The sequence below is a fragment of the Rhodopirellula sp. MGV genome (genome assembly GCF_002251265.1).
GTDB classification, from domain to species: Bacteria; Planctomycetota; Planctomycetia; order Pirellulales; family Pirellulaceae; genus Stieleria; species Stieleria baltica_A.
Window position 1 is genome coordinate 1 of the sequence record NZ_NPDI01000069.1, and the last position, 23,940, is coordinate 23,940.

Sequence of the window (23,940 nt, forward strand, 5' to 3'; positions counted from 1 at the left end):
CAGGTCGACAACTTCTGAGTCTTCGACTTCGATGACTTGCGAGCTGCTGTCCAGGTCCGCGTCCAAGCCAACGCCGGAGGGCGAGAGCTGGAATTCTTCGTCCGAACCGAGGCCGGAGCCCACACCGCTTTTGCCGCTGGAGATTCCGCTGCCGTCGGTCAATTCCGCACCCAGGTCGAGAGCAGACAGGCTGCTGCCGGCGAGGTCCAGCGGTTCGCTTTCGAGGGACAGGCCGCTGTCGCTGGGGCTCATCAGGTTGATACCGCTGTCGCCAGCGACAGAGATATCGCTAACGCTGTCGAGCATTAGATCCGCGTCGTCGTCGGCGATGACCAAGTCGTCGTCTTCGCTGAGTGCGTCGTCCATTTCGCTCATGACGCTCGAGCCCAGGCCGCTGCCGAGGCCGGACGAGGTCAGCAGTTTTTCGCTATCGCCGGAGATCATGCCGCTGCCACTGCCAGCTTGTTCGCCCAGCAGGTCCAGCTCACTGAGGACGTCTGCACCGGACGACTTCATCGGTTTGTCGGTGCTGGGGGCGTCCAGCTCGTTCATCAGTGCCAAGCTGCTGGCGCCGGCGGGGCTGGAATTCAGATCGTCGAGCGAATCCAAGTCTAGCGAGTCTGAGTCATCGGCCAGCAATAGCTCGCTGCTGTCGTCTTCGGCCAGGTCATTGGAGAGCATGAACTCTTCGTCGTTCGACGGATCGTCAGTAACGTCGACATCGCTGATCGAGATCTTGTCGACTTCGCTCTCGATCTCTTTTTTCGCAACCGGTCCGGTGCTGCCCTCTTTCGGGTCGATCGCAACATCGATGCTGTCCGCACTGTCGCGGAGCAACGCCGGGTCATCCAGTTTCAGTTCTGCCGAGTCAATTTCCTGGAGCAGTTCTTCATCGGTTTCGAAGACCGAATCAATTTCGAGGTTGCTGTCCAACTGACCGCTATCGCTGGCGACCAAAGAAACGTCGCTGCCTATGTCGGATCCGGTGACCAGGTTCACGTCCGAGCCGGTGCTGCCTTCTTTCAGTGGTTCCGACCCAATGTTCAGGTCGCTGCCGTCGGCGTCGTCGGATTGGTCGCCGCCAATGATCGATCCAATGCTGGCGGATGAGTCGCCGAGATCCAGATCGTTGACCAGGATTCCGGAGCCAAAGTTGTCTTCGGCGGCCAAGTCATCGGCCAACCGCTCGATCTCATTTTCGGGGAACTTCCAGCTCGAACCGTCTTTGAAGCCACGTACCTGACCTTGGCTGCGGAGTTCGACGAGTCGGTCGGTGGAAATACCCAGCTTCGCAGCTGCTTCGTCCAATGAGAGATAAGACATGGTCGGTGGGGTCTTCGATTCCGAGAACAGTTAGATAGTGTCGCGACGTCTTAAAGTAATTACGTGGGGCAACGCCGCTACTATTCTTTGCTCGGAATTAGACGAACCCTCACTTCATCCGACCCTGCAGAAGTCGGATTTGACTGGGAAGTGGGTCAGTAGCGTTGAGCGTGACAGAAAAGTCGGCGTCGATTGGTCGGCTACTTATCAGTCGGAGAGCGCCAGACCTATCAATATGATACACAACGATTTGCATTTTACTGGTATTAACCAGCGCAATTGTGTGTGTTCCCGAGTCGTCAGAACCGAAAAAGCCGATCAAATCGCCCGCAGCGGCACTCTGTGGAGTTTTGTTTCCCCCAGCGAGAGCCTGCAGAGGGTTTACCGTCGGAGGGGGCGGGCCGACAGTTTCCGTCATTTGAGGCTCACCACTTGGGGCAGGCCAATCCGTCTGGAGGGGTGTTTGTGGCGGGGTCGCTACTGGCTCTTGAGGTGGGTTTGTGGGGGTGCCGCCGCCCAGTCGACGCGGTTCGGCGACCGCTGATCGGCCCGAGTTGGCCCGATTTTGATTTCGTTGGGCTTTGTATTGTTCCAAAAATGCGGCTTCTTCCTCCGTGGGGGCGACCCCAAGAGGAAGCTGCGCGGTACTCGGTTGGTCCAGTCCGAGCATCAGAAGCACCAATCCGATCGCCAAGGTCAGAAAGCCGGTTTGGCGTTTTCCCATGCGTCCCGTTTGAATCTGACCTGACATCCTTGGAATCCTTTCGCGATGGTTCGAATAGCGGCTGCGAACGCGCGGTTGCCCAACTCACTGGAAGCATGGCGGCGTCGCGCACGAGAACTTGAGCGAAATAACTAGCGTTTTTGGGCAGCCAGTCGCAAGGCGGAACTAGCCAAGGGTTTCGCGAACGGCGTTGTGCAGCAATCCGTTCGTGCCGATTCCGTCGCCGCCACGAACGGTTTCGTTGCCTTTCCAGTCCGTGAACTTGCCGCCGGATTCGATCATCACTGGCATGATCGCCGCGACGTCCCAGGCGTTGCAAATCGGGTCGACCATTACATCGGCACGCCCGGTTGCGACCAGCAAGTACCCGTAGCCGTCGCCCCAGGTCCGCGTGATCCAGCAGGCCTTTTCGAGTGCTTTGTAGGCGTCGGCGGCACCGCGGATGTCGAACGAGTCGACTTGGCTGGACAGGAAAACGGCTTCGGATAGCGACTGTTTTTGTGAGACCTGAGCTCGCGTCCAGTCGCCAGATCCTTTGCGGTGCCAGCATCCCAGCCCCTCCGCCGCGACGACGATTTCGCCGAGTGCGGGGATCAGGATCACGCCCGCGATCGGCTGTTCGTCTTTCTCGATCGCGAGCAGTGTCGAATAAAGCGGGACGCCGCAAACGAACGATTTGGTTCCGTCGATCGGGTCGATAACCCACCGATAACGCGACTCGCCCTCGTGTTCTGCAAATTCTTCGCCTTGGACAGTGTCGTCGGGAAATTGCTCGCTGATCAATTTCCGTGCGAGCTGCTCCGCTTCGCGGTCAGCGATGGTGACGGGCGAGTCGTCTTTTTTGGCGTCGACCTGAAGTTGGTCGTTTTGGAAGTACTTTAGCGTGTGATCGCCGGCGGCTTGGGCGATCGCGATCATGTGGAGGATCCGCCCGTCTTCAAAGCTTTGCCATTGGTCGGGCACACAAGGTTGGCGTTCGGTGCTGCTCATGATCGTCAATTCGGGTTGGTACTAGGTGGATGCCAGTTCGTCGCCAGCCGCATCGGATTCAGGACTGCGGGAGTCAGGGCTGCCGGATTCGGAATGCTTGGCTTGCGACAGCGGCGAGGGCTGCAAGAAGATGCTTTGGTAGAGCAACATGCAGGCCCCGACAACCAGCAGCGAGTCGGCGATATTGAAATTCGGCCATGTCCAGCGCTCGTTGATTCGCCACAGGATCCAATCGCGAACGCCGCTTTTCCAAACGTCAGGGTATCCGGGTTCCCACCACATTCCGACTCGGTCATAGAGGTTGCCGATGATACCGCCGCCGACCAATCCCAATGCGACCGTCAGCCACAGCGATTCGGCAGCACGAAATAGGAACAACCAAGCGACGATTCCTACCGCGGCGATCACAGAGGCGGTCGCGAACAGCGTGCCCTGCCCTGCTCCGATTCCAAATACGGCGCCGATGTTGACGGCAGTCTCGATCCCGAAAAACGGTTCCCAGACCCACCAAATGTCCTTTTCACCAGGCAGGCCGCGCCAATTGAAAATCACCTGTTTGCTCCACAGGTCGATCACGCCACCGGTGATTGCCAAACCGGCGAACACAATCGCTCGCGAAACCAGCGAAACGGGGCGTGCAGCGTCCTCTGGATGGCTTTGATCCGGCATGTTCGAACGGTGGTTGTCGTGTTGGTCGGTCGGGTCGCCCGTGTTGTCAGGGATAGACCCGATAATCGGATTGGGGTGACCGGGTGAACCGATTCGGCGTCGTTCGGGTCTGGTCTTTGCAGTCGCTGGGGAGAGATTCATAGGGCAAACAGTTAAAATCCATTCGTTGTTTGGTCCTACACGGTAGAATTGTCGCCGCAGCTTGCCCAGGTCAACTTCGCAACTTCACACGTGTAGATTAGCGAAAGGAGTAGCGACAAAACTTCTCCAGACCGATATGCTTGCCAGGGGGGGCGTTGTCGCGCAGTAATGTTGAGACACTTCCCCACACAGTTGTTGCGAAATCGAGGCTGATCGCATTAAACCGCCAGTCACAAGACCTTGTCGCGCCCCAAGCCATCATTGCCATGATTCAGTCCACTAAAGAAAAGTCGTCGATCAAGACCGATATGGCATTCCAACGCTGCATTAACCCCGATTGTGGTGCGACCTACGACCCCAGCCAGCTCCACACGTCGTGTCCGAAGTGCGGGAATTTGTTGGACGTCGCGTACGAGTGGGACCGCTTGGAAGTCCCCACCAAGCTGAGCGATTTCGAAGCCCGTTGGTCCGAACGCACCAACCCGGTTCGCTTCTCCGGCGTTTGGCGATTCCACGAACTGTTGCCCTTCGTTCCGCAAAGCGAAATTGTCACCGTCGGCGAAGGCCAGACGCTGCTGCAACAAACCGACGCGGTCGGATCGTTCGTGGGGATGGACGCGGGAAAGCTGCACCTTCAATACGAAGGCATGAACCCGTCGGGCAGTTTCAAAGACAACGGCATGTGTGCGGCAATCACCCACGCCAAGCTGCTGGGGGCGAAACGCGCCGCATGTGCCAGCACCGGTAATACCTCTGCGTCGCTCGCGTTGTATTGCAGTGCGACCCGATTGATGAAGGCGATCATCTTCATCGGCAGCGGCAAGATCTCTTACGGAAAACTCAGCCAGGCGCTCGATTACGGTGCCCTGACCGTTCAAATCGCCGGTGACTTTGATGATGCAATGATCCGCGTTCGCGAAGTCGCGGAACAACTTGGCATTTACTTGGTCAACTCGGTCAACCCGTTCCGACTGGAAGGCCAAAAGACGATCATGTTCCGCGTGCTCGAAGCCCTCCGCTGGGAAGTGCCGGACTGGATCGTTGTCCCCGGCGGCAACCTCGGCAACAGCAGCGCCTTCGGCAAAGCATTCATGGAGCTGAAGGAATTGGGGCTGATCGACCGTGTGCCGCGCTTGGCGATCATCAACGCCGCCGGTGCCGATACGCTTTACGAATTGCACGAACGCCGTGGTGTGCGTTGGAATGGCGGTAACGTCAATCTGGACCCGATCCGCGAGTACATGGATTACATGGACCAGAACGGCATCAAGGCCGACACGCTGGCCAGTGCGATCGAGATCAACCGTCCCGTGAACCTCAAGAAGTGCTTGCGTGCTCTTGAATTCTGCGACGGTGTCGTTCGCCAGGTGAGCGACCAAGAAATCATGGACGCCAAGGCGACAGTAGGGGCTGGCGGTTTCGGGTGCGAACCCGCGTCGGCGGCCAGTGTTGCCGGGGCCAAGGTGCTTCGTCGTGAAGGCGTGATCGCACCGAGCGACCGTGTGGTCTGTATTTTGACCGGGCACGAGCTGAAAGATCCGACCGCGACGGTTGCCTACCACACCACCGATCAGGAACTGTTCAACAACACGTTGGGCAGCCGCGGCGTCAACAAGGCGTCGTATGCCAACAAAGCGATCGCCGTGCCGAACGAACTGACCGACATCATCAAAGCGATCCAGCTGTACGCCTAGCGTTTCGGTTGCGCGATTTGCGTCAGGTTTCGCCTTATCGGCGCGTGACCGCGATGACGCATCCCTCTTGTCACTGCCCGGGGCATCACTCATCATCGAGTGACTTGTTTCCCATTTCCCGAACAATCAACCAATGTCAGCACCACTCCGAATCGCGGTGCACGGCGCCGCCGGCCGCATGGGCCGCCGCGTGATCGCACTTGCCGACGCAGACAAAAACATCGAAGTCATCGCCGCCATCGAGCACGATCAGCACTCTCTGCTGGGCACCGATGCCGGTGAGATCGCAGGGATCGGAAAGATCGACGTGCCGCTGTCGTCCAAGTGGCCAAGCGATGCCGACGTGGTGATCGATTTTTCGCTGCCCGAAGCGATGGACCGCTGCATCGACAAGTGCATCGCTCACGAAACCTCGTTGGTCGTCGCGACCACCGGCATGACGGACGAACAGATCGAGCGTCTGCGTGAAGCCAGCAGTAGCATCCCGATCGTTTGGGCGCCCAGCATGTCATTGGCTGTCAATCTGTCGATGAAGGTTGCCCAGCAGATCACCGAAAAACTGATGGGTGTGCCGGGCGGTCTGGACGTCGAAATTATCGAACGCCATCATCGTTTCAAAGCCGACGCACCAAGCGGCACAGCGCTGAAGTTTGGCGACATGATCGCTGAAAAGTTAGGCGATGACACCAAGCACGTTCACGGTCGCGAAGGCCACACCGGTCAACGCACTCGAAACGAAATCGGCTACCACGCCGTCCGCGTTGGCGACAATCCCGGTGAACACACGATCGTGTTCGGCATGTTGGGCGAGCGTATTGAGCTGAACGTTGCCGCCAGTAACCGCGATTGCTATGCCGGTGGCGCCGTGGCAGCCGCGAAGTGGCTGACCGGAAAATCGGCGGGCATGTACGACATGTTCGACGTCTTGGAGATGTAGTCCACGGGGACGCGATAAAGGCTGCGATTTCGGATGAAATGCGACGAGGGCTACCGATGCGAGGTCTGCGGCGAAGACGTCACCTCGATCGTCGAAAGTGATCTCTATCTGCGTTTTGTGATCGGAGAACTTGATCCCGAAACGCTGCACACCAGTGCCGAGCGGCACCTGAGATGCAATCCGGTGCTCGCTCAATTCATTTGCGACGATCGGTTCGAACCCGTGGTTGTCGATGGTCCGATGGCGAAATCCGGACTGGATCATGACTTCGTTTCTGAGCGGACGCAGTTGGTTTCGGCCGGCTATCGCAGGCTGCTTGAGATCATCGAATGGGACGGAGATCGAGACATGACCGAGTATCCGCTGCCGGGCGTTGTCGAACGCTATCGCTAGGCGAAGAGTGTGTGAGGATTGGTTCCGCGAAGCTCGCAACACGGGGATTCCGCTTGTTCGAGCCGGCGGAATATGCCAAAAGGCGTGCTGCAGGTTAAATTGACGCGCATTTTCGCGGGTCTCGCAGTGTCTCCGATGCTAGCTTGCACCACCGGCACACCTCACACCCTGTCGCCATTGTGAAACAGCGTTCCAATTCACTCTTCAATTCAGGCTTCTCAGGCCTGATCGTCGCACAGTTCTTTGGTGCGATGAACGACAATATTCTGAAGGTGATCCTGACCTTCATGGTGATCAACGGGGCCTGGAGCGGTCAGCTTGGTCAGGGCGGCCAAGGTGTTGTCAGTATTTGCTTCACCGTTCCCTTTATGATCCTGTCCGGATTTGCGGGGCAGATCGCGGACCGATATTCCAAGCAGCGAGTGACGTTGTGGGTGAAGGTCGCCGAGATCCCGATCGCCGCTGTCGCGGGCATCGGGTTTTACATCCAGAACCTTCCGGTGACGTTGATCGCACTGACGGCTTTGACGTGTCAGAGTTCGTTTTTTGGGCCGGCCAAGTACGGGATGATCCCGGAGTTGGTTTCCATTCGGCACCTCAGTCGTGCCAACGGGGCGATCAACATGATGACCAACGTCGCCGTCATTGCGGGAACGTTGATTGCTGGCGTGGCAAGCGACCACTATGCCCCGAAAGACGAAACACCAGGCGTCTTGTGGTTGCCCGGAGCACTGTTGGTGATCACCGCAGTGTTTGGTTTGGTCGCCAGTTTCCTGATTCCGAAGCTTGACGCTGGTGACAAAAACTTGCAGGTCACGCTGAACCCGTTCAGTACTTATATCGCCGCGATTCGCGAGATGTCAAAAACGCGATTGCTGATGGTGATGATGGCCTGGGGGTATTTCTACATGTTGGCTGGGCTGGCGCTGTTTATCGTGCCGGAGTACACCGAGGTTTTGAAGATCAATCACACCGAAGCGAGCGTGCTGATGGGAGTGCTCGGGGTGGCGATTGGACTGGGGTGTGCGATCGCGGGGGTGTTGTCAGGCGACCAGATTCGGCCGCGATTGACGCTTCTGGGGGCGGTCGGTTTGGTGCTGTTTTTCTTTTTGTTGGCTGCCGTCCCGCCGTGGATGCCGGACACGAAACCGTTGCTGCGAGTGGCGCTCAGCAACGTGTCGTTCTTAATTTTGTTGGCGGGTTTCTCGGCCGGGTTTTACATCGTCCCGCTGCAGGCATTGCTGCAAAAGCTGTCGCCGGATGACGAGCGGGGGCAGTTCCTTGGAACCGCGAATGCCGTTTCGTTCGCCTTCATGACGGTCGCGGGTGTGCTGTATCCGGTGATTCGACCGGGATTTGGAGACAACCCGCAGCGGATTTTTTATATCTGCAGCGGGTTGATGCTGATTGGTGCGATGTTCTTTACGTGGCGGCTAAGGGGCACCGGGATTCTGGTCAACACCAGCGAAGCCACCGCGGGGTAACGACGACTCACGCGAGGCCTCTCGCAGGCCTCGATTTTCAGATGGAGTCGCTTCTGGAATCGCCTTCTGGTCCGCAAAAGCCGCAGCAAAGATCGCTACTTTCGCGGAATGGAAGGCGACAATTGCCTAGGACTGCTTCGAGTCCAACGACACGATTTGCTTTTCCTTGGCCATCTTGCGGATGTCCTCGGTGATCTTCATCGAGCAGTACTTCGGTCCGCACATGCTGCAGAAGTGGGCGCTCTTGAAGGTGTCTTGGGGCAGCGTTTCGTCGTGGTAACGCTGAGCGGTTTCTGGGTCGAGTGACAAACGGAATTGCTCGTTCCAGTCGAACTCGAAGCGAGCTTTGCTGAGCGCGTCGTCACGGTCTTGAGCGCCTTTGCGTCCACGAGCGACGTCAGCCGCGTGGGCCGAGATCTTGTAGGCGATCACGCCTTGCTTGACGTCTTCTTCGTTGGGCAGACCCAAGTGTTCTTTTGGGGTGACGTAGCACAGCATTGCCGCGCCGTGCCATCCGGCCATTGCCGCACCGATTGCACTAGTGATGTGGTCGTAGCCGGGGGCGATGTCGGTCACGAGTGGGCCGAGTACGTAGAACGGAGCACCTTCGCAAAGCTCAGCTTGCTTTTCCATGTTCATTTGGATTTGGTGCATGGGGACGTGGCCGGGGCCTTCGACCATGACCTGGGTGCCGTTTTCTTTGCCGCGTTTGGTCAGTTCGCCGAGGACTTCGAGTTCGGCGAATTGGGCGTCGTCCGAAGCGTCAGCGATCGATCCGGGGCGGAGACCATCGCCCAGCGACCAGGTGACGTCGTATTCACGCATGATGTCGCAAAGGTCATCGAAGGCGTCGTACAACGGGTTTTGTTTGTTGTGCGCCATCATCCATTTGGCGATCAGCGAACCGCCGCGGCTGACGATTCCGGTGACGCGGTTGATCGACAGGTGCAGGTGTTCGAGTTTGACGCCGCAGTGAATCGTCATATAGTCGACACCTTGCTTGGCTTGGTGCTCGACCATGTCCAAGAAGTGCTGGGCGTTCATGTCTTCGATGTTGCCGCCCAGTTCTTCCAGCATTTGGTAGATCGGGACGGTTCCGATCGGAACGGGGCTTTTGCCGATGATCTGCTTGCGGATCTCGTCGATGTTCTTGCCCGTCGACAAATCCATCACGGTGTCAGCGCCGTAGTGAACCGCGGTGTGCAGTTTCTCTAGCTCTTCGCCGATGTTGCTGGTTACGGCACTGTTGCCGATGTTGGCGTTGATCTTGCACTTGGCGGCGACGCCGATGCACATCGGGTCCAGGGCGCCTGCGGCGTGAACCTTGTTGGCGGGGATCACCATGCGGCCGGCAGCGACTTCATCGCGGATGGTTTCGACAGGCAAATCCTCGCGCTGCGCGCATCGTTCCATCTCGGGGGTAATCTCACCAGCACGCGCTGCCAGAATTTGCGTTTTGCTCATCGATCAGAACTCCGTCGGAACCCACGAAGGGTGGGAATGAATGCCAAGCGGCGACACCCCGGATTTGGGACAATCGCCGTCGGTGTATGGGGAAGATGCGGCTTGCACCTAGTAAATTTGCTCGAAATGCCACTTAGAAACGGCGCCCTAGTTATACGCCCGGGCGGGCAATCGGAGTAGGGCCGCGCCGTCGGGCTATAGCGTTTTCAAATACTCCAGGACCGCCGTTTTTTCACTTTCGCTAAGTCGAGCCGGGAAATCGTGCCCGCTCGCACTTTTTCCAAACATCCGTGTGTCGAAATAGCTACGACGCTTGACCGGATCCTCGATCCCCACCGGGACTCGGTCGGCCGTTTCGATGGTCAGCCCGACCAGGTTCTGGTCCAAGTCTTGCGAGACCGGACGCCATACCGCCGGCCGCGATTCCGGGTGCAGCAGATGCCAAAGCGTGGGAACACTGCCATTGTGTAGGTACGGTGCACTGGCCCAAATGCCGTCCAACGGCGGGGCCACATATCCGGCGGGATCCAGGGTCGTATCGTGCTCGTCCGACTCGCCCGCATGGGCAAACCAGCTGTCCGCATAGCGTTTGCGGCCTTCGGGAGTTAACGCGTTCAAGCGGACCGGATCGGTTTTGATTTCGTCGATCGGGACGCATCGGTTAGGGTAGGTCCAGTCCTGGCCGTAGGTCCCGTGGCACTCGGCACAGTTGTCGGTAAACACTGCCCTGCCCCGCTCTGCCAGACTCCCGTCAATCTGGCCGGTGTACTTCGGCGGACGAAGCGAATCGAGATACGCGTAGACGTTGCGAAAGTTGTCTTCGTTGTCGCGATAAAACTGAGGGCCGTTCTCGGGAACGAGCGTGAACTGCATCAGTGCCCGATGGCCTTTCTGGGCAAAGCCGTCGATGTAGATCGAAGGCCGTTTGTAAAAATACCACCACGGCGGCGCGTCCATATCGTGGTGCGTAAACGACTGCGGTAGCTTGCGAACCAAGTTCAATTTGGCATCACGACTGCTCATCAATCCCATGCCGAAGACCACCGCATTCGTGGTCCCATTGGTCGTGCCGAGTGGGATAAACAAGGCTCCGATTTCCATTCGGCCGGGCAGCAATCCGAGCTGCGACTTTGCCTTGGTCAATTCCTCGGTCAGCGATTGCAACGCATAGCGATTGTTGGGAGCACCCGGAGTAGGTTCTCCATAGACGCTTCCGCCATGGCACGAAAAGCAGTTCATCGTCCAGTTGTCGCTTTCGTCGACGACGTACTGCAGCGGTTTACCCGAGTCATCGCCGGGACGCGTGGTCAGCCCATAACGCTGGTACGCCATTTGTCGCCGCTGGTCGGGAGTCGCTTCAGCAGCCTGTTTGCGAAGCTCTTCGGGCCAGACCTTCCACAATTCGTCGAACGTTGACTGTTGGAAATCGCTGGGCAAGACCGCCGTTTCCGTCAAAAAACGGTAACCCAATTTGGCATCGCTGGGCTCCGCACCGTGGGCGGAGCTGGCCGCAACGCAGGCCAGTCCGATCAGCCAAACGAATAGTGGACGAATTTGCTTGTGGCTTCCCATTTGCATCGCAACGGTGTTGGATTCGCGAAGTCAGAATCTCTGGTCACTTCAATTGTAAGTCGCCGGCGATGGCGACGTCGAAACGCAGTGCGCTATCGGTAGTGACCGTGTTTTGGTTGGGAGGCGTCACACTATTTTGCGGCAAATTCGATGGACACCACTGCGGGGCGAGATCGCAGCTCCCAGTTTGACGTGAGTGGCCGCCGAAGATTGAGTCGCTGAACCAGATTTTCAACGCTCGATTGATTGGAGCGTGTGATGAACCAAACATGTGTTTTGTCGTCTGGCAGCCCCCCGACCAGCGAGTCCAGCCAAGCATCGTGTGCGTTCACCGCGACAGGCTTGGTTCCGTCCAATTGATAGGGCCCTTGGAGCGGGAAAGCGAGGTAATCCCAAAACCGCGCGTCGGGCGATGGCCAGGCTTCCGGCGGCTCGGAAAGCAAGCTTGCTTCGATCAAACCGCTGTCCAACCAAACCGGTTCGCCGCTTCGTCGTGATTGTTGAACCAATTCCACCGCGTCACGCCAACGCTCGCCGCGGAGCTGCATCGGTAGGTTGCCCGCGGCGAGCTTGTGCAAGATGCCTTGATGGTACATCGTGAATCCGATCACCACGACGAGCACCGCGGCGGTGAGTCGGTGCGCCGATCGCCATCGTGTACGCGTTGCAAAGTCGATCGCCCGCGCGGTGTATTCGCCTCCGCTCCAAGCGAGCATTGGCAACGCGGCGATGAAGTACCTCCGGTGCCAGAGCGGGACCCAATCGAAATAGGATACGGTGAAGAACAGCAGCGTCGCGATGAATCCGATAAGGCCAGGTAACCAACCCAGCCATCGCGTTTCAACACACACACGTTGGTTCGGTGTTCCTTCAGCACTCGCGTTCTGATTTGGATTCAGGAGATGGCTCAGTGACCACATCAACACGCACGCGAGTATCGGAGTCGCTAGCAGCACAGACCAGTCCCAGGCATCCCAGAGTTGTTGTAGCTCGGTTGCGCGTCCAAAGGCACGCCACAGATCGCGTCGTTGCCAAGACTGGGGCAGCGACGAGATGGCGAGCAGCAGCAACGTAATCAGTCCGCCCGCGACCAAACCAACGTCGCTGACCCAAATCCGGAACCGTCCTGTTATCACCAGCAACACAAACCCGATCGGAATCAACAGCCCCAAGGTTCCCAGCGATGTCGGGTGCAGAAGTCCTGCCAAGCAAACCCAAAACACCATTGAAAGCCGCGCCACGCCTGTTTCAACGATCCATGTCGACGGTGTGGATTCGGGGGTGTTTTCTTGCGAGCCTTTTTTGCTGCCGAGCATCTTCATCAGTGACGCGGTGGCAAACGCCGAGCACATTATCACCGCCGCATAGGGCCTCAGTTCCCCACCAAAGAACACCGCATGTTGATCCAACGCCAACAGCATCGCCGCGGCAAAACCGCCCGCGACACGACCACTCGAACGGGTCACGCCGAAGAGCAGCACCAGTCCTGCGATCGTGTTCATCACCACGCTGCTTAATCGCATCGCCCATTCCAGCCCCACGGCTTGGTCGAGCCGCAGCATTTGGACGGTGTTTTTCCAGAACCACAGCGAGTGAAAATAGCCGGTCGTTTGGTTACCGTCAGCCGCTCGGGCCGAGATCACCGGAAAATCGTCAGCGACCGCCCATGCGGAATGCAGTTCGTCGAGCCAAAAGCTTTCGCCGCCCGCCGGCCAACGCATCGCAACGGTGACGACGACAACGGCGAATGCGGCGATCGCTAGCGGCCGTTTGGCATGCCTTGAATGTCGATTCGTCCGATTGCCAGGGGCGGGTGATAAGTCATGTTGTTTTGTCATTTCAGCGGCAGTGTACCACTTCGTCCCCGCTGCCTATCATGGGGCGTTTTCGAAGACACCCGATTCGTTCGATCTCCGTTTTGTCATGAGCACTTCTGAAATCACTCCCAAAATCACACGTGTCGATGCGCGACAGGGTTCGGCCGAAATTCTGGACCAGCTTCGTGAAAAACTGAGCCCTCGTGGCGATGTGGTGTCCCCCCGTGGGCGTGCGTTGACCGAAGAAGTCTTCGGGGCTCCGTTGACTCCCGTTGAAGTCGTCGAGCGGATTTGTGCCGAGGTGCAATCCGACGGAACCAAGGCGCTGCTGCATTATTCGAAACAACTCGATAAAGCCGACCTGACCGCGGAACAGCTTCGTGTGCCGGCCGAAGATTTGGCAGCCGCCCACGCCGCGGCCGATCCTGAGCTGATCGAATCGATCAAACGGATCCGCGACAACATCGTTCGGTTCCAGTCGGCGATCTTGCATCAAGACGTCACGATCGAGCCGAGTCCCGGTTTGCGTTTGACGCAGCGTTACGTGCCACTGAAACGCGTCGGTGTCTGCGTGCCTGGTGGTGCCGCCGCGTATCCGTCGACGGTCTTGATGACCGCCGTGCCGGCGCAGGTTGCTGGCGTCGAACAGATCGCCGTCGTCGCACCACCGACACCGTTTGGCGCTTACAACCAAGACATGTTGGCAACCTGCCACGAGTTGGGGATCACCGAGGTCTATCGTATGGGCGGCGCGCAAGCGGTCGCGGCGCTGGCCTATGGGACCGAAGACGTGAAGCCGGTGCAAAAAATCGTTGGGCCCGGCAACCTGTTCGTCGCGCTCGCCAAGAAGCATGCTTACGGAACCGTCGACATCGATTCCTTTGCCGGGCCGAGCGAAGTGATCGTGATTGCCGACGAAACCGCGCGTGCCGATTTCATTGCGGCTGATTTGTTGGCCCAAGCGGAACACTCCCCTGGCAGCGCGATCCTGATTACATGGGACGAAGCCTTGTTGGACGCCGTCGAGGCGGAACTTGGCAAGCAGTTGTCGCAGCTTTCCCGTTGCGAGCTAACACTCGATAGCCTGGAAGCATTCGGAGCGTTGATCTTGGTCCGTGACCAGCAACATGCGTGTGAGCTGACCGATTCGTTCGCGCCAGAGCACTTGCACATTCAAACGGCCAACCCACAAGAATTGATGACGTCGATTCAAAACAGTGGCGCGGCTTTCTTGGGGCACTACACGCCAGTCGCACTGGGCGATTACGCGGCCGGCCCCAGTCACGTGCTGCCAACGGGCGGGACTTGCACCTGGGCCGCCGGACTGTGCAGCAACAGTTTCTTGCGAAGCGGCAGCGTGACGTCGTTCGACCAAACGGCAATGCTTGGGATCGCTGACGATGTCGAGCGTTTGGCTGACAAAGAAGGTTTGACCGCCCACGCACGCAGTGTTTCGATTCGGCGTTAAGCTGTCGCCGAATCACCGTTCCTATTTCTCAACGACTCGATTGACCAACTTTCCGGAACCGCTTCCTATGTCGAAAACCGACCTCCGCCCTGCCCTTTCGCGGATGTTGCCGTATACACCGGGTGAACAGCCACCTCCAGGAAAGTTCATCAAACTCAACACGAACGAGAATCCTTATCCGCCGCCAGAAGCAGTGATCAAGGCGATTCAAGACGCGGCGACTGGTCCTTTGAATCGCTATCCGGATCCGACCGCCAAGTCGTTCCGCAATGAAGCCAGTCGTGTGTTGGGCTTGCCAAGTCCGGATTGGATTTTGGCTGGCAACGGCAGCGACGAAATCCTGACCATTCTCGTTCGTGGTTTCGTCGGCGAAGGACAGAAGCTGCGACTGCCTTACCCCAGCTACATCCTGTACCGGACGCTGGCCGATATCCAAGGCGCACGTTGGGAACAGATGACGTTCCTGGACGGATGGCATCTGCCGACGATGTTCGGCGAAGGACAAGATGACTTGCGTTTGGTGATGTTGCCGAACCCGAACAGCCCCAGCGGAACGATTGTTCCCAAGGATCAGATCGCAAAGCTTGCCGAGTCGCTGCCCTGCCCTTTGGTCGTCGACGAAGCATACGCGGACTTTGCCGGCGACAACTGTTTGAACCTCGTGCAATCACACGAGAACGTGCTGGTCACACGTACGTTGAGCAAGTCGTATGCACTTGCTGGGATTCGATTTGGATTCTTGGTCGGTTCGCCATCGATCGTTTCAAAATTGGCAAACATTAAAGACAGCTATAACTGCGACTATCTGGCCACCGTCGCCGCGACGGCCGCGATCGGTTCACAGGACTGGTTGCAAGACGTGGTGACCAAGATGAACACCACACGCGGCCGGATGGAAACGCGTTTGGCGGAACTCGGGTTCGAAGTCACCCCGTCGAAAGCGAACTTCGTTTGGTGCACGCATCCGAGCGGCGATCACGAAGCGATGCACCAGTATTTGAAGAAAAACCAAGTGTTGGTCCGCTACATGAATTTCCCCGAGTGGGGCGACGGGCTGCGGATCTCCGTTGGCACCGATGACCAAGTCGACGCCTGCTTGATGCTGTTAGAACGCTTCCTCGGTTGATCAACCTGCCGCGTTGGCACCGACATCGCGATCCGCTGTTTACTCACTACACCCACATCACACATAAAACCGAACCGAATATGTCACGCACCGCATCGATCTCTCGAAAGACTGGCGAAACCGATATCCAGTTGACCGTCAACTTGGACGGAAACGGCGGCGGAAAGCGTAATTCCGGAATCGGGTTTCTCGATCACATGTTGGACTTGCTGACCAAACATGCGTTAATCGATTTAGATGTGACCGCCAAAGGCGACCTGCATGTCGACGATCACCACACGGCCGAAGACATCGGCATCGCGTTGGGAGCGGCGATTCACAAGGCGCTCGGCGATCGGGCTGGCATTCGTCGTTATGGGCACTTCACATTGCCGATGGACGAATGTTTGGTGACGGCAGCAGTGGATTTGGGCGGTCGCTATGCGTTCGAATATCACGCGCCAATCAGTGCACCCAAAATCGGCACCTTTGACAGCGAATTGGTCGAACACTTTTGGCAATCGTTTGCCGCGAATGCAAACTGCAACTTGCACGTCGTGTTACACCACGGACGCAACTCGCACCACATTGCCGAATGCGTTTTCAAGTCGATCGCCCGTGCGATTCGCATGGCTGCCGAATCGGATCCACGCAGCGATGCGGTACCCAGCACCAAAGGCGTGCTTTAAAGCCTCGCCTGATGCTTCGCGGTGCAGCGTTACCGCGTCGTGATCGAATCGAGTGCGAAGTCGTCGCGTGCGTCGAAAGAATGGAACAGGCGAGCGATTCGCTTGGCCAGAATGTTGCCGACGAACAGTTTGCGGAATCGCGATTCGGTCGTCTCGCTGGTGGAAACGCCGCCGGCGATGTTGGGATAGGTAAAGTCTTCGAGTTCGCTGCTGAACAGTTCGTCACCGGTCTTGGCATCGATCACCGAAACGTGGATGTCCGCTTGGCCGCGGAACAACGTCGCGCCTTCTTGCAGCGACAGTTTCAGGACTTCGATCGCCAGGACTTTGTCGGCGTTCACGCCACGTCCGATTTCGGCGAAGTCCATTTGGTCCCAGCCGTGGACGTCACGCCATTCGGAGATTTTGTCGTCGCGGATCAGTTCGATGTTTTTGACTTCCGACGCCAGGATTTTGCTGACCGAGTGACTTAGTAATGTTGCCGAGACATCGTCGCCGAATTGACTATTCTCGGTCAACGTAATGACTGCCACTTTGCTCTTTTCGAGACCTTCGTACGCTGGTGGGGTCCGGTCGGCGCCGGTCACATGCATGAAGTTTGCGATCAGGGGTGCACAGCCAGTCTGCAACGCCGCTAAGGCAGCGAACCCGAGGGTCAATGCGGTGATTCGGGCTACAGCGTGAACACGCGCGGTCAGTTTCACGCTGCGATCGCTCGATTGTTGGGTGTGCATCGGCAAGATTCCCTTTTTGCCATCCTCGAAATTCGTGTGAAACGATTCGGTACGCAATCGGGCGATGCAGACGCAATGGCAATGTATTCAAGAAATCAGGCTTTGCGCCGTCAAATTGGCCGTACCAACGCGGCGGCAAGCTTAGCGAATCGGTTGCGGCTCGACGTCCACGCTGACTTTCAGTGTGTTCGTCCCGCCGCCCAAGACAACACCACGCATAGGACTGACATCGCCATAGTCCCTGCCGATGCAGATCGGGATGTGGTCAGTCGAAACCATGCAGGCATTGGTCGGGTCCAGGCCTAACCAACCCAGCTTTTCACCGGCATAGAGTTCGACCCACGCATGTGATTCGTCCGCACCAATCAAGCGTTCTTTTCCTGGCGGCGGCGTCGTGCGTAGGTATCCGCTGACATAGCGGGCGGCCAGACCGATCGAACGCAGGCAGGCGATTTCGACGTGCGCGAAATCTTGGCACACGCCGGCTTTTAATTGAAACGCTTCTTCAGTGGTGGTATCAACCGTGGTGGCCGTGACATCGTATGCGAAGTCCTGGTGGATTCGCCGCGTCAGATCCAAGGCGCCTTCCAGGATTCGGCGTCCCGGCGTAAACGATGGTCTGGCGTAGGCGGCGAACGTTTCCGAAGGCAGGATCCGTGGGGAGTGATAGCGATGCTCTGCTACCGTCGGGCAAAGCGGTCCCTGGCCGTGATCAAGGGCCTCTTCCCACTGCGTCGATGCGTCCGATTCGGATATCGATGGTGCGGCGACCGTCACGCGGCTTTTCACAACAACACGCAATGCCGTGTGAATCGATTCGATTGAAAACGTCGTGACCAGGTTGCCAAAATAATCGCGATGTTCGTCCCAGCTATTCGGGTCGGGATCGATCGTAACCTTGGTGTCTTGGCATTCCAGGTTGCCGCCGGTAACCGGTTGCATTCGCAATTGGTTTTGGCAGACAGCGACGGGTTCGCTGTAATTGTACTCGGTCTGGTGACTGATTTGATACGTCACGTGGCTGGGCGGTTTCGCCGGTGGCGCATTGGGCGGCACCGCTGTTCCCGAGTTCGGAGGTCCGCCGGTCACGGAAGACTGCGTTTGGTTCTGTATCGCCGGTTGCCCCGCGCCTTGTGCCGGAGGCAGGGTGTTGTTCGGGGCTGCTGGATTGGGAAGCGGCGCAGCGGCAGGCATTTCGGTTGGTGACGGAGCAATCTGTGACTGGCGGTTCGAACGCGAGCTGCTGTTCATCGTTCCGTCCCCGTCAGTTGTTGCGTCGATTCGGTATGGATCAGATACCTGGCGTTGATCTGGTTGAACAGCTTCGGCAGGTCATCAGCGACTTCTTCAAGCAAATGCTGCAGGTGTTCAAGGCGTCCGTCTTTGGCAATCGTTGCCAATTTGGTTGGGTCTGCTGTGGTCACGCGAAACTGCAGACTGGAAACCAAACGTAAGATCGCGTCGGAACCGGTGGGGCCTTCCGTTGTCGGAAGCTTGTCCATGAGTGACGCAATACGATCGATTTGAAATTGTAGCGAACGCGGGTTGGTTTCGTCGGTGATCAACAGGTCAATCACGGGGGCCAGTTGCACGAGGTTGATGTATCGCGAACGATACGTCATCAGGCAATCGGAAACTTCAAGTGCCGCTTCACAGATCGATTTGCCGCTGTCGGTCGCGGGACACAGCATTGTCGTGGTCAGGTCGCAAATATTTTCGGCGCGTTCGATGCGGCGACCAAGTTCGATGAATTGCCAAACATGCGTTCTCACAACGCTCTCGCTGGTCAAACCGGCGAGTGCCAGCAGGTCGACGATCAAACGGCCAGTGCGGTCGATCGCTTCGTTGATGGTGACCTGCCCAGGTTGACCGGTCGCCTCAAGGATGACAGGACGATTCAAGTCACGCGCGGCGCGTTGGATGATTCGGTAGGCATCGATGGACAAGCGGTCGCGAACGGACGCGGCGTTGTGCAGGATCGAATCCATCGTGCGGCACAACCCGCGAGCTTGCGCACGGTCCAGGACCGAAGCGGGGAGAATTTGTTCGACGGTGGGCAGGTTCACCGAGAATGAATCGACCGCGTAGCTGGGTTCGATCTGACCCCCGGAAGCAAGCGCATAAACCAGTCGCCGAACATCGGACAAGGTTTCCCAGTTGTCTTCGCCAGAGATACGCAGCAATGTCGTGCGAAGCAATCGCGCGGCGGATTCGGCGCGTTCGGCGTAGCGTCCCAACCAGAATAGATGTTCGGCGACGCGGCTTGGCAGATCAGCACCACCGCGGCGGATGCTGATCGTCGCTTTGGAGTCTTTCAGTAGCGTCTTGTGCTGGTCGACAGGACGGTTGCTGGTGATCCAGCAATCGAGAGTCATACCACCACTGACCAGCGACCGGGACAGGTCGAGCTCGTCTTTGCCCGCTCGTGCGAGTGCCCCCGGCAGGATATTGATTCCGCTTGGGGTCGTCAGTTGAAAACACCGCAGCGCGACTTTACGAGACTCGATCGATTCGCCAGACCACAGCGGCGTACGGCTGAATTGCAGGCGACGTTGCGCGACGTATAGCTCCGGCGTTGATTTCAGTTTTGCCAAGAATGCGTCACGTGATGCCGCGTCCAGTTCGTCGGTGACGATTGGCCGGTTGTTGGTCACCATGTAAGCATCGCGAAAGACAAACTCGTCCAGGCGTTGCAAGACGAACGAGAGGTCGTTCGCATCGCCGCACCAATAGGTCTCGGCCGATGGGAGCGATAGAGATTTGCCGAAGAAGAACTCGCTTGCCTTGCCGAGGTAAGCCATCAAGGCGGGGGCCTGGGCGAGGACACTTCCGACGGTGTTGACGACGGCAACGCTTTGTCGACGAACACAGCGGAGTAAGCCGGTAACGCCTTCGACCGACTGTGGGTTGAGTTCGAGTGGATCGCAGTGACGATCGGAGATGTGTCGCCAGAGCACTTGGATCGGTTTCAGCCCACCCAGTGTTTTCATGTGCAATTCGCCACCGCGTACCGCCAAGTCACTCCCTTGGGCAAGTAGCAGCCCCAGGTAGCGAGCCAAGTACGTGTCCTCGAATTCGCGATAGCTGCCGCTCGGGGGCGTCAGCAACGCGATCCGCGGGTTTTCGCGTTTCGATTTGGCTTGCAGTCTTAGGTGATCGTTCAGCGTCTCGAAAAACGATGCCAAGCGATGTGTGTTGGTGCGGCGGATGAGCGTTGGCATCACGCGGCTTGTGACGACACGGTTTTCCAGCAGGTACCCGAGCCCGCTTGGGGCGCGAGTTCGGTCGCCGATGACTTTCCATTGCCCGTCGATGTCGCGGGCAAGGTCGGTCGCCGAGACATGGAGTTTCTGTGCGCCGGGATCTAGTTCATGGTAGGCCCGGTGGTAGGTCGGATCGGACCATAGCAGTTGGCCTGGGATGATTCGCTCGCGGATCAACCGCTGAGGGCCGAGCAAGTCGTTGAGAACGGTTTCCAGCAGGCGTGTGCGTTCGATCAGCCCTTCGCGAAGGACTTGCCATTCGTTTTGCTCAAACAGAAACGGGATGACCGACAGACGCCAGGGGCGATTCATTTGCCCCTGGGATGACTGGTGCCCCGGTTCGGCGGGCTGAAATGTCACCCCATTATCGCGGATGAATTGGTTGACCGCACGCGACCGGGTGTGCAACAGCGGCGTGCCCAGCGATTCAAGCTCCGATGACATCATGGCCCAATGTGCACGGACCTTGCCGGTGGCATCGACGCGTTCGTCGAAGTCACTTGCCGGGTTGGTGGGTGCGTTCCAAAAGGAACTGGCTTGGAGCATCGTGTTCAAGGCAGGCGGATCCGGCTGGCTGTCAGGTAGCCAAAGGTGGCGTTTCGCGGGTGGAAGTTGGCGGACAGGTCTCTTTCATACCTCGCCGAATTGGCGAGGGAAGGGCCGCGGAATTTGCGGTAGATTATCTGCCAATCCGCCGTTGCGGCGGGGGACAAAAACCTACGGAGACCGCGTGCGCGTCCGAAAACCGTTCTGCTTACGGGTTTAGCGTCAGCGTGAGTCCTTTTTATACGGGCGAAAGAGACTTTCCCTCTAACATTTTGCCACGTGGGCTGCGCAAACTCGAATTTTCATGCCCGTTTGAGTGACAAAACTCTGCGATGGCCGGCTAAGTCTTTGATGAAACGCGATTCATCGTACTCGTCGAACTTTTCAGCAAGTTTTGCGCAGTCGCCAGCGATCATCGGGCTGAGCTCGATGATCAGCCGTCCGCCGGGGATCAGGCGGCTGCGGGATTGGTCCATCAAACGCTCGATCGTCTCGGTCCCGGTCGGGCCTGAAACCAGTGCCGACTTTGGTTCGAAGTCACGGACGGTGCGGTCCAGTTGTTCGAATTCGGCTTCGCTCACATAAGGCGGGTTGCTCAGGATCAGACTGAACGGCGTGTCCGATTGCACCGCATCAAACAGGTCGCTGGTGACAAAGTCGATCCGCTCAAGCACATCGTGCTGTTCGGCATTCCAGCGGGCGATTTCCAAGGCGGGCTCGCTGATATCGATCGCGGTCACCCGGGCGGAGTTGCAATGCACGGCAAATGCAATCGCGATCGCGCCGCTTCCGGTGCCCACGTCGGCAACCAAAGGTGGGCCGTCGAGTTTGTTTGCCGCTTCGAGTTGTTTGATGCTGTCGAGAGCCTCGATGACGAGGTGTTCGGTTTCTGGCCGTGGGATCAATGTGTGCTCATTGACACGGAATCGCAGCGAGTAGAACTCTTTGTAGCCGACCAGTTGCGCGACAGGCGTGCCTTCACCGCGACGGCGAACGAGCTCACGAAAGGCGGCCCGCTGCTCGGCATCGGGTTCCTGTTCGAACGCCGTGTAAAGCTCGATGCGGCTGCATTGTCTCGCATGGGCCAGCAGGACTTCCGCATCCAGTCGCGGCGAGTCGCTGCCGTGTTTGGTGAAGAAGTCGGTCGTCCATTGAAGCAGCCGAAGGACGGTCCATTTTTCGGCAGATGCTTGTTGGTCAGACATTAATCGATCATGTCCCCGCGCATTTGATCGCGATCGTACTCAATCAGGGCGTCGGTAACCTGTCCCATGTTACCGGCGATGATTTGGTCCAGTTTGTAGAGCGTCAAATTGATGCGGTGATCGGTCAGTCGGTTCTGTGGGAAGTTGTAGGTGCGAATCCGTTGGCTTCGGTCACCCGATCCGATCAGGCCTTTGCGTTGTTCGGCTTGTTTGCTGGCTTCTTCTTCACGTTTCTTTTCATAGATCCGTGCTTTCAAAACTCGCAGTGCCTTGGCCAGGTTCTTGTGCTGGCTTTTTTCGTCTTGGCACTGGACGACGATCCCGGTTTCGTGGTGGGTCAAGCGGATCGCCGATTCGGTTTTGTTGACGTGCTGACCACCGGGGCCGCTGGCGCAGAACTTGTCGACGCGGTAGTCATCCGGTTTCAAGTCGACTTCGACGTCTTCCGGTTCAGGCATGACGGCGACGGTCGCGGCACTGGTGTGGACACGGCCTTGGGTTTCGGTTTCTGGAACACGCTGGACGCGGTGTCCGCCGGATTCGTAAGCGAGGTCGCGGTAGACGCCTTCGCCTTCGAGGTTCAGCGTGATTTCTTTGAATCCACCCATGTCGTTGACGCTGCTGTCGAGTATCTCGACCTTCCAGCCGCGAATTTCCGAGTAGCGGCGGTACATTTCGAACAGGTCGCGGGCGAAGAGTGCTGCTTCGTCGCCGCCGGTTCCGGCGCGAACTTCCATGATGCAGCGGGTCCGGTGTGAATCTTCGCCGCCGACGGTCATCGAAAGCAGGTCTTCCCAAAGGACTTCGCGTCGCTCGCGAAGTTTGGTCAGCTCGGCCTCGACCATTTCGCGTTCTTCGCTGTCTTCGGCCGCTTCGATCATTTCCTTGCACTCGCCGATTTCCGTGTTCATTCGTTTGAATTCACGGTATTTTCCGGCCAAGCGTGCCAAACCGCCGTGTTCGCGGGCGGTCGCACTCATGCGAGAGCCGTCGGCCAGGACATCGGGGTCGGACATGTCGCGTTCGAGTTGCTCGAAGCGTTTGAGTTTTTCTTCCAGCAGTTCGCGAATGCCGCTCATGGAAAACCGACAAAGAGTGGGGAGAGGGAGAGACGCCGGTCGGTCCCGATGGTGGACCGCACGCTGCATCGCGTGTTGGCGATGCTGACTGTAAACAAAAACCGCATGGTCCTGTACTGGTTGCAGGGACCATGCGGTTGCGTTTGCCTTCTCGTGCCCGTCAGCCAAGCTCGCTCGTTGGATCGATTGGCAATCCGGCGGGGCTGTGGAACACGTGGCGGAGATAGCGTCGCTATTTCTTTTTCTTTGCCTTCGCTTGCAAGCTGCCGTAGGAGCCAGCGGCGAATTTCTTTTGGAACTTGTCGATACGACCGGCGGTGTCGACGAACTTCAGCTTGCCGGTGTAGAACGGGTGGCAGCCGTTGCAAATATCGATTCGCATTTCGCCGGGGCGGACCGAGCGAGTTTCAAACGTGTTTCCGCAACCGCAGATAACGGTGGTCGCTTCGTATTTTGGGTGGATGCCTTCTTTCATGGCACAAATGTCTCGTGTTTCTTCTAAAGAGGGGGTGTCCTGGCTGCTGTACAGGTCCACGAAGCCCAAAAGGATAGGCGAGAACCTACCGAATCGACAAGGTCCAATTTGGTGTTCGCCACAGCCTTTTCGGCCAGCACGCCAGTTTTCCGGGGGGCGGGTGTCGCG

At 57.9% G+C, this 23,940-nt stretch carries 19 protein-coding genes; 7 read left to right on the forward strand and 12 right to left on the reverse strand.

All coding sequences use genetic code 11. From position 1 onward, the window contains the following. The 3 genes from CGZ80_RS23635 to CGZ80_RS23650 all read right to left on the reverse strand — a co-directional run. A partial coding sequence (locus CGZ80_RS23635; protein ID WP_094418152.1) for a helix-turn-helix domain-containing protein occupies nt 1-1,323 on the reverse strand: 1,323 nt, incomplete at its 3' end. Between the two features lie 889 nt (nt 1,324-2,212). Beyond that, entirely contained in the window at nt 2,213-3,037 is an 825-nt protein-coding gene (gene hisN / locus CGZ80_RS23645; protein ID WP_094418154.1) for a histidinol-phosphatase, read from the reverse strand. A gap of 21 nt (nt 3,038-3,058) precedes the next feature. Next, entirely contained in the window at nt 3,059-3,847 is a 789-nt protein-coding gene (locus CGZ80_RS23650) for a signal peptidase II (protein WP_233148626.1), read from the reverse strand. Nucleotides 3,848-4,113: 266 nt separating this feature from the next. Between CGZ80_RS23650 and thrC the strand changes: the two genes are divergently transcribed. The 4 genes from thrC (at nt 4,114) to CGZ80_RS23670 (ending at nt 8,355) form a co-directional block, all read left to right on the forward strand. Further along, complete coding sequence (gene thrC, locus CGZ80_RS23655) at nt 4,114-5,541, forward strand: threonine synthase (protein ID WP_094418155.1); 1,428 nt, start codon at nt 4,114-4,116, stop codon at nt 5,539-5,541. A 133-nt stretch (nt 5,542-5,674) separates the two neighbouring features. Beyond that, nucleotides 5,675-6,478 carry a 4-hydroxy-tetrahydrodipicolinate reductase gene (gene dapB, locus CGZ80_RS23660; protein ID WP_094418156.1) on the forward strand — a complete coding sequence of 268 codons (804 nt, stop codon included), beginning with the start codon at nt 5,675-5,677 and terminating at the stop codon, nt 6,476-6,478. 33 nt (nt 6,479-6,511) lie between these two features. Then, nucleotides 6,512-6,871: a hypothetical protein gene (locus CGZ80_RS23665; protein WP_094418157.1), complete on the forward strand. Its 360-nt coding sequence runs from the start codon at nt 6,512-6,514 to the stop codon at nt 6,869-6,871. 179 nt (nt 6,872-7,050) lie between these two features. Continuing rightward, the gene (locus CGZ80_RS23670) at nt 7,051-8,355 is read left to right on the forward strand and encodes an MFS transporter (RefSeq protein ID WP_094418158.1); all 1,305 of its coding nucleotides are present in this window, start codon (nt 7,051-7,053) and stop codon (nt 8,353-8,355) included. A gap of 126 nt (nt 8,356-8,481) precedes the next feature. Here the strand turns inward: CGZ80_RS23670 and thiC are convergent, their stop codons facing one another. The 3 genes from thiC to CGZ80_RS23685 form a co-directional block, all read right to left on the reverse strand. After that, nucleotides 8,482-9,819 carry a phosphomethylpyrimidine synthase ThiC gene (gene thiC / locus CGZ80_RS23675; protein WP_094418159.1) on the reverse strand — a complete coding sequence of 446 codons (1,338 nt, stop codon included), beginning with the start codon at nt 9,817-9,819 and terminating at the stop codon, nt 8,482-8,484. A gap of 195 nt (nt 9,820-10,014) precedes the next feature. Further along, on the reverse strand, nt 10,015-11,391 hold the full coding sequence (locus CGZ80_RS23680; protein ID WP_146043113.1) for a c-type cytochrome: 1,377 nt from the start codon (nt 11,389-11,391) through the stop codon (nt 10,015-10,017). Nucleotides 11,392-11,522: 131 nt separating this feature from the next. Beyond that, nucleotides 11,523-13,229, reverse strand: coding sequence for a hypothetical protein (locus CGZ80_RS23685; protein ID WP_094418161.1), 1,707 nt, complete (start codon nt 13,227-13,229; stop codon nt 11,523-11,525). A gap of 85 nt (nt 13,230-13,314) precedes the next feature. Between CGZ80_RS23685 and hisD the strand changes: the two genes are divergently transcribed. From hisD to hisB, 3 genes are all read left to right on the forward strand, one after another. Then, nucleotides 13,315-14,676: a histidinol dehydrogenase gene (gene hisD, locus CGZ80_RS23690; protein ID WP_094418273.1), complete on the forward strand. Its 1,362-nt coding sequence runs from the start codon at nt 13,315-13,317 to the stop codon at nt 14,674-14,676. 67 nt (nt 14,677-14,743) lie between these two features. Then, complete coding sequence (gene hisC / locus CGZ80_RS23695) at nt 14,744-15,802, forward strand: histidinol-phosphate transaminase (RefSeq protein ID WP_094418274.1); 1,059 nt, start codon at nt 14,744-14,746, stop codon at nt 15,800-15,802. A gap of 80 nt (nt 15,803-15,882) precedes the next feature. Continuing rightward, complete coding sequence (gene hisB / locus CGZ80_RS23700) at nt 15,883-16,470, forward strand: imidazoleglycerol-phosphate dehydratase HisB (RefSeq protein WP_094418275.1); 588 nt, start codon at nt 15,883-15,885, stop codon at nt 16,468-16,470. A gap of 29 nt (nt 16,471-16,499) precedes the next feature. Here hisB and CGZ80_RS23705 read toward each other — a convergent pair whose 3' ends face one another. The 6 genes from CGZ80_RS23705 to rpmE form a co-directional block, all read right to left on the reverse strand. Beyond that, the gene (locus tag CGZ80_RS23705) at nt 16,500-17,204 is read right to left on the reverse strand and encodes a hypothetical protein (protein ID WP_143544120.1); all 705 of its coding nucleotides are present in this window, start codon (nt 17,202-17,204) and stop codon (nt 16,500-16,502) included. 141 nt (nt 17,205-17,345) lie between these two features. After that, entirely contained in the window at nt 17,346-18,455 is a 1,110-nt protein-coding gene (locus CGZ80_RS23710) for a transglutaminase family protein (protein ID WP_315851431.1), read from the reverse strand. Further along, the gene (locus CGZ80_RS23715) at nt 18,452-21,013 is read right to left on the reverse strand and encodes a circularly permuted type 2 ATP-grasp protein (RefSeq protein WP_143544121.1); all 2,562 of its coding nucleotides are present in this window, start codon (nt 21,011-21,013) and stop codon (nt 18,452-18,454) included. Before CGZ80_RS23715 ends, CGZ80_RS23710 begins: the two co-directional genes overlap by 4 nt. A gap of 302 nt (nt 21,014-21,315) precedes the next feature. Continuing rightward, the gene (gene prmC / locus CGZ80_RS23720; protein WP_094418164.1) at nt 21,316-22,218 is read right to left on the reverse strand and encodes a peptide chain release factor N(5)-glutamine methyltransferase; all 903 of its coding nucleotides are present in this window, start codon (nt 22,216-22,218) and stop codon (nt 21,316-21,318) included. Further along, nucleotides 22,218-23,297, reverse strand: coding sequence for a peptide chain release factor 1 (prfA, locus tag CGZ80_RS23725; RefSeq protein ID WP_094418165.1), 1,080 nt, complete (start codon nt 23,295-23,297; stop codon nt 22,218-22,220). The genes prmC and prfA overlap by 1 nt, the downstream gene beginning before the upstream one ends. 232 nt (nt 23,298-23,529) lie before the next feature. Continuing rightward, nucleotides 23,530-23,772: a 50S ribosomal protein L31 gene (gene rpmE, locus CGZ80_RS23730; RefSeq protein WP_094418166.1), complete on the reverse strand. Its 243-nt coding sequence runs from the start codon at nt 23,770-23,772 to the stop codon at nt 23,530-23,532. Nucleotides 23,773-23,940 lie beyond the last annotated feature (168 nt).